The sequence below is a fragment of the Anaplasma platys genome, from assembly GCF_012790675.1.
Lineage (GTDB): Bacteria > Pseudomonadota > Alphaproteobacteria > Rickettsiales > Anaplasmataceae > Anaplasma > Anaplasma platys.
In genome coordinates, this window is sequence record NZ_CP046391.1 from 462026 (window position 1) to 468894 (window position 6869).

At 44.5% G+C, this 6869-nt stretch carries 4 protein-coding genes; 3 read left to right on the forward strand and 1 reads right to left on the reverse strand.

Features of this window, described 5'->3' with window-relative positions:
- Positions 1-123: 123 nt before the first annotated feature.
- Complete coding sequence (locus ANPL_RS01920; RefSeq protein WP_169193115.1) at positions 124-828, reverse strand: TerC family protein; 705 nt, start codon at positions 826-828, stop codon at positions 124-126.
- Positions 829-969: 141 nt separating this feature from the next.
- Between ANPL_RS01920 and ANPL_RS01925 the strand changes: the two genes are divergently transcribed.
- The 3 genes from ANPL_RS01925 (at position 970) to ANPL_RS01935 (ending at position 6251) form a co-directional block, all read left to right on the forward strand.
- On the forward strand, positions 970-3288 hold the full coding sequence (locus ANPL_RS01925) for an AAA family ATPase (RefSeq protein ID WP_169193116.1): 2319 nt from the start codon (positions 970-972) through the stop codon (positions 3286-3288).
- 78 nt (positions 3289-3366) lie between these two features.
- Positions 3367-5199 carry a translational GTPase TypA gene (typA, locus tag ANPL_RS01930; protein ID WP_169193117.1) on the forward strand — a complete coding sequence of 611 codons (1833 nt, stop codon included), beginning with the start codon at positions 3367-3369 and terminating at the stop codon, positions 5197-5199.
- Positions 5200-5933: 734 nt separating this feature from the next.
- Positions 5934-6251, forward strand: coding sequence for a hypothetical protein (locus ANPL_RS01935; RefSeq protein WP_169193118.1), 318 nt, complete (start codon positions 5934-5936; stop codon positions 6249-6251).
- The last annotated feature ends 618 nt before the right edge of the window (positions 6252-6869 follow it).

The window sequence follows — 6869 nt, forward strand, 5'->3', positions numbered from 1 at the left end:
TCCCGTCGTTCTGTTTCCGAGTGGTTGTGCTGGTAAGTCCTTTGAGTTGGTCATCAGACGAGGTCTCCCGCTGTCGCCAATCAGTTATGTGAGATTGCAGTCTATCAGCAAAGAGTGGACAGGTTAGAGTTTTTTGTTGTGGTATTTCTTGTGCAAACAGTTCAGCGTCTCAACGGTAATAGAAAACAGAAGTGCAATATATAGGTAATTATGGTTTACCTTCACTCCTAGGCCATCCATAAACAACACAGCTCCCAGTACTCCTATGAACAGCAGTGCAATAATTTTAAAGCCGGCATACTTTTGAATTACATTTCCCAAATCCTTTGAGAGCAACATCGCCACTGCAGCATAGATTGTAAACACCACACATATCATTAAGACGCTGCTTGTTATGCCAAATGCGGATATCACTGAGTCCAGAGACAGCATGAGATCGATGCCTATTATCTGTAGTATTGACCAAAACATGTCAGGGAATGTGCGGACCGTGGTTTCTTCTTTTAGAGGAAAGATTTCTGAAAACGTTTCCTTAGTGCTTTTGTACAGCAGAAATCCTCCTCCTGCGATCATAAACAAGTTTCTTGGGGAAACGTCTAAAAGGGGGATAACAGCTCTGTGCATTGATAAAATGGAAGACGCACCACAAAGCATTAAAAATCTCATAACTAGCGCCAGGGCAATACCGGAAATACGAGTTTTATTGCGAATGTTATTAGGCAGCTTGTTACAGATCAAGGATATGAATATAAGGTTGTCTACTCCGAGTATCATCTCGAGGGTTAATAAGGTAAAAAACTCGGGTATATGACTATAAAAAGTATGCATAAACTCCACTCTACAGCCTATGGAAGAAGATTACACGTTCTTTAGTCTACGCCTTTTTTTAGCTCAATCCAATTTGTTTTCAATATATTTTAATGCTTAGATGCTACCCTGTGCTAACTTTAAATTTGGTGGTTGCGTCTTGTGTTGTCGAAGAATCTTGAGGCTAGTTTGCATAGGGCTATATCGATAGCGTTTGACTTTCGTCATGAATGCGCCACCCTAGAGCACCTGTTGCTTGCTCTTACTGATGATGCGGATGTGAGACGGGTTCTTTATGTGTGCAGAGTATCGATAGATAGACTACGTCTTACTGTTATGAATTTTCTGCGATATGAGATGACCATAGCTATGAGTCAGCGTGTTGCGGAAGTGAAGCCTAGCAGGGCTTTTGAAAAAGTTGTGCATCGTGCGATAGTGCACGCTCATGCTTCTGGGCGTGATGAGATAAACGGGGTTAATGTTCTTGCGGAAATGTTCCTGGAGAAGGATTCTCATAGTTTTTCCTTTCTCAATGAGCACAATGTAAAATACATAGATGTTGTAAGCTGCGTTGCCGGTAATGAGCATCTCTACGATGATAGCTGTGATCAGTCTGATGTTTCTAGGGATGTTGATGGGGGGAGAAGGAGTGCAATATCATTCCCTAACATAGCAAAGGACGGCGTGTCTAAGGATGGGGAGAGCCTTGAGGCATACTGTGTAAACCTCAATAACCTGGCGAAAGAGGGTAAGATTGATTACGTAATTGGAAGAAAGTACGAACAAGAGCGCACCATAGAAGTTTTACTGCGTCGCCGGAAAAATAATCCTCTTTACGTTGGGGATTCCGGGGTGGGAAAAACCGCTATTGTTGAGGGTTTAGTTCTTAGGATAGTCGAAGGGGATATAGTATCCCAATTGCGCAGTGTCGAGGTATTCTCTCTGGATATGGGGTCTCTATTGGCAGGGACTAGGTACCGCGGTGACTTTGAAGAGAGAATAAAATCTGTCATCCGGGCAATCGAAAACCGTAAGAATGCTGTGCTATTCATAGATGAGATACATACAATCATTGGTGCAGGCTCAACCAGCGGCAGTCCCTTGGATGCCAGTAATCTACTAAAGCCAGCCTTGGCTAGAGGAACAATCAGGTGTATAGGTGCCACAACACATAAGGAATATAACAGTAATTTTGAGAAAGATCGCGCTCTTGCGAGGCGGTATCAGAAGATTAATGTTGGTGAGTCAACGGTCGAAGAAACTATCCAGATATTGGGTGGTATAAAATCCTATTACGAGGTGTATCACGACGTTCGCTATACAAACCAGGCCATAACTTGCGCTGCGGAGTTATCGGACAGGTACATTGCGGAGAGAATGCTGCCAGATAAGGCGGTGGATGTTCTCGATGAAGCCGGAGTTTATAGCAAGCTCAAGGAGTCGGAGTCGGGCAGGAGGATAGTTACTGGTAAGGACATAGAAGCTATTGTATCAAAGATAACTGAGATTCCGTGCTACGACCTGTTTTCCAGTAGCGACATACAGAAAGTAAAGAATCTTGAAGAAAACCTGAAAAAGGAGATCTTTGGACAGGATGAGGCCATCACCCACGTTGTAGACGCCATAAGAATTGCCAAAGCAGGTATTGGTAGCGTTCAGAAACCTCTGGCCTGTTATTTGTTTGCAGGTCCCACGGGTGTGGGCAAGACCGAGCTTGTTAAGCAGCTTGCTAAGAATATGGGGATGAAGTTGGTGAGATTTGACATGTCTGAATATATGGAATCTCACACCGTATCTAGAATGATAGGTTCTCCTCCGGGATATGTGGGATACGAGCAAGGGGGGTTATTGACCGATACTATCGCGCGTAATCCGTACAGCGTTCTTTTGTTGGATGAAATAGAAAAAGCTCACAGTAGCCTGTATAACATTCTTCTGCAGATTATGGACTACGGTTGTATTACTGATACTTATGGTAGGAAAGTTAGCTTTAGAAACGTGGTAATAATACTTACGACTAATGCTGGGGCTGTAGAGCAGAGTAGTAATGCTATCGGCTTTGACAGAGATCGCAGTTTTCAGTCGGATAGTGTTCGTAAAGTCATTGAGAAGATTTTTGGTCCCGAGTTCTGTAACAGGCTCGATGCAGTGGTGTCGTTCTCCTATCTAAACTTCGAAGTTATCATGCAGATTGTGGAGAAGTTCATTAATGAGCTTAGGGAGCAACTTGCTAGAAAGGATGTGTCTATTGATATAGATCAGGAATCTCTGAGATTCCTTGCAAAAATGGGACAGAGAGAAGACTACGGGGTGCGTAGAATTCAGGGTATATTGACCCAGAAAATAAAGAAGCACCTGGCATTTGAGATGCTATTTGGCAAGCTCACTCGTGGTGGTAGGGTTGAAATTAGGTATAGCCCTGAGAAGGAAGACTTTGCATATGAGTTTTTCGAAAAGTCTTCCAGTAGTGTGATGAGCTAAGGTGTGCAGTTGTATTTTTGTCATTGATTATTTAATTTAATCATATAGATTTATCCCATTCGTTTAGGGGAAAGTGTAATGTCTAGTGGTTTCGATTCCATCCGCAATCTAGCAATCGTAGCACACGTAGATCATGGAAAAACCACTCTGTTAGACAATATGTTGAAGCAAAGTGGTGCACTTAGGGAGAATCAAGACGTTGGTGAACGCGTTATGGACAGCAACGATCTTGAGAAAGAAAGGGGGATAACTATCCTTGCTAAGTGTACTGCGATAACTTGGGGTAATCATAAGATCAACGTGATTGACACTCCAGGGCACGCGGATTTTGGAGGCGAAGTAGAGCGCGTTTTGTCAATGGCAGATGGAGTTCTATTGTTAGTAGATGCTTCTGAGGGCCCGATGCCGCAGACAAAATTTGTGCTTTCTAAAGCGCTTAAAGCAAATCTGCTCCCCATTGTTGTGGTTAACAAGGTGGATAGGCCTGATAGTAGGGTCAGCGAGGTATTAGACGAGGTATACGAGCTTTTCATTAATTTGGATGCTACCAGTGAACAGCTGGATTTTCCTGTTCTTTATGCTTCGGGGAGAAATGGCTGGTGCGCCAATAGTCTCACTGATGAGCGCAAGGACCTCTCTCCGCTGTTTGAGAGCATACTACAACACATAAAACCCAAGAATTATGACTTGGACGCGCCTTTCAGTATGTTGCTTACTCTATTGGAGTCTGACAAGTTTCTGGGAAGGGTCCTGACCGGTAAGATATACAAAGGTCGCGCAAAAATCAATTCGCAGGTGAAGGTTCTAAATCTTGCTGGTGAAGTGGTTGAAGGCGGGCGTCTTACCAAGCTTCTATCATTTTCAGGTCTCAAAAGGGTGCCAGTTGAAGAGGCTGATGCTGGTGACATAATCGCTATAGCGGGGTTGGAAAATGCGTCGGTTTCTGACAGTGTCGTTGATACTGCCGTAAGCGAGCCTATAGAGTCCACTCCGGTTGATCCTCCGACTATGGCAGTAACTATAGGGGTGAATGATTCGCCCATTGCTGGGACTGAGGGAACTAAGCTTACTTCTACTGCTATTAAGCAGAGGTTGTTGGCGGAGGCAGAGACCAATGTTGCTATTACAGTGAAGGAAGGCGAGAGGAGCGAAGCATACGAAGTTGGTGGCAGGGGTGAACTGCAACTAGGTGTCTTGATTGAGACGATGCGGCGTGAGGGATTTGAGATGTCGGTGTCGCGGCCGCGTGTAATATTTAAAAAAGATGGTTCAACGCTATTGGAGCCTATAGAAGAGGTTATTATAGACGTTGATGAGGAATTCAGCGGTGTGATAATGGAGAAGCTGAGTTTCCGCAAGGGTGATATGCAGGATATGACTCCTTCTGGAAAGGGAAGGGTGAGAATGGTATTCCTGATTCCTTCTAGAGGGCTGATAGGTTACCACGGCGAGTTCCTTACAGATTCCAGGGGAACTGGGATCATGAACCGCTTATTTCATGGCTACGCTCCCCATAAGGGCGATATAGCTGGTAGGGTGAATGGTGTTCTTATATCTACAGGGCAGGGGGAAGCTGTGGCATACGCTCTCTTCAATTTGCAGGATAGAGGCGCTATGTTTATTAAGCCCCAAGACAAAGTTTATATGGGTATGATAGTCGGATTGCACAGCAGGAATAATGACATTGAGGTTAATGTACTCAAGGGCAAGCAGCTTACCAATGTTCGTGCTGCTGGCTCGGATGAGGCTGTCAGGCTAGTGCCTCCTAAGATGATGTCGTTGGAGGAGATGATTGGCTTCATAAACGACGATGAGTTGGTTGAATGCACACCGAAGTCTGTGAGGTTGCGCAAGAGATTTCTTGATCCCAATGAAAGGAAGCGATTTGTCAGGTCTAAGGGTACCGCTTAGTAAGAAGGGAGCAGTTCTGCCGCTCGAGAGTTGTTTTCCTGAGGCACTGGTCTTTAGGGGGGCTGCGGCTACTTGGCTTGTTGCATGATATTTCAGTACGAGGCGCGGTCCCTTGCGTGCCAGGCCTCGTTCGGTTGAGGTACGGCGTGGGTAAGCTAAGCCGTTTATGTGCAAAATTAAGTAGTGCATGTAGTAGGTGCCTTTCACGCGGTGTTACCGGTAGCTGCGTGATAACGCACTGTGATGTTCAAAGGGCATTGGCGTAGATTAGCTGTTGAGGTCGAAATTAAATTGCTTCACGGCTGTTAGTTTGTTTTGTTGCTCTTTGTGCCTGCAATTCGTTGATTATGTGAGAAGAAGCGCCTGTAAGTTATGTGGTACGCAAGTCACAAACATAGAAACATGTGATTTTGCGCGTTTGTAGTGGATATAAATATTGCTGCAACACCTATGCAAAACTCAGTTACTTTATGTCAGCACTGTTTCTATGCCAATGTAATTTCGCAACACGGTCTCTTTTTCCACATAAATCCCTCTACTAGTTCTCGCAGTGTTATAAAGGGGCCCGACACGTGATTTGTGCTTCTTGGGTTCAGTTATTTAGCCTTATGCTACTCATGATGAAATTTTGGCATGGCTATTCTACGTCGGAAATCGTATGTCCTACGCTGTAAAGGAAAGGTTAATACTTTGCGCTTAAAGCTGACACTCAGTAGTGAGCGCGTGGTATATAGGTGGGACAATTTCTTGAACACATAATAGAACTTAAAATGCAGACCATGTATGTTATTGAGCAAGAGATAGCAGCACTCCGTGAGTTGGATTTAAAAAAGTTTCGCGAGCTTCAGCACATTGAGAAAGAGCTTTTGACATTGATTGATGAAGCACGGCGCGAAGTGAAAAAAGATAAAAGTACTGTTTTGAAAGGGAGTCACGACATGTTGAGTAGACTCTGTGCAATTTGTCTGCAATTTGATGAATGCCTTGCTGAAAAGCACGCTGCAGTTGGTGATTTTCAGAACTCATACAAGAGCTGCGCCCTTCTCCATTAGGCGGCCCGCTTTTGGTTTAGATTTCCACGTGGTTCTAAGCCTCAAGATGGCTTATATGACACATGGCTGTTTGTGTTGTGGTAAAAAGTTTCAGTTTTGCTGCTTGTTTTACAACAGTATCCTGCTGCATTAGAATCATCTTACCACCCCTCAACCGCCGAACGCAAAGTTTCAGTCTGTGTTCTCTCTCCAGGAACAATATAGGTGTGTCTATCTTGCCGTATTGAGAGCCACCACGCATTATTAATATGAAAAAAAGATATCGTCGCTTTTGCGCAGGCTGTTGGCTATCAGGAGCCTGGTATCGGTAAGAAGGTTTATGCTAGAGGGGTAGGGGGAGGCCAAAGCCATATTGTGGTTACGACTCAGCAAATGCAAGTGCCAGGTTCTCTGAGTTTGGCTCTCATCTAAGGACGTCGCCGAACAAATGGCCACATGAGCAGTCTGATAATAACAATGGAACGCACAGTTTGGGTTGCTGTCGCTTTAAGCAAACTGAGCGATGAAGAAAGATGGCGTACACTGGTGCTGAAATCGGTGTTAGGTTTGCGTTCTAATGCGCAAGTGCATGGCGGGCTTAGGCCCGCCATGATTTAACCCTGACTGTAGAAAGCTAAA

What these genes read in the sequence shown, in the direction of transcription:
- typA (WP_169193117.1), top strand. Translation starts at nt 3,367, where the DNA reads ATGTCTAGTGGTTTCGATTCCATCCGCAATCTAGCAATCGTAGCACAC.
- ANPL_RS01920 (WP_169193115.1), bottom strand. Translation starts at nt 828, where the DNA reads ATGCATACTTTTTATAGTCATATACCCGAGTTTTTTACCTTATTAACC.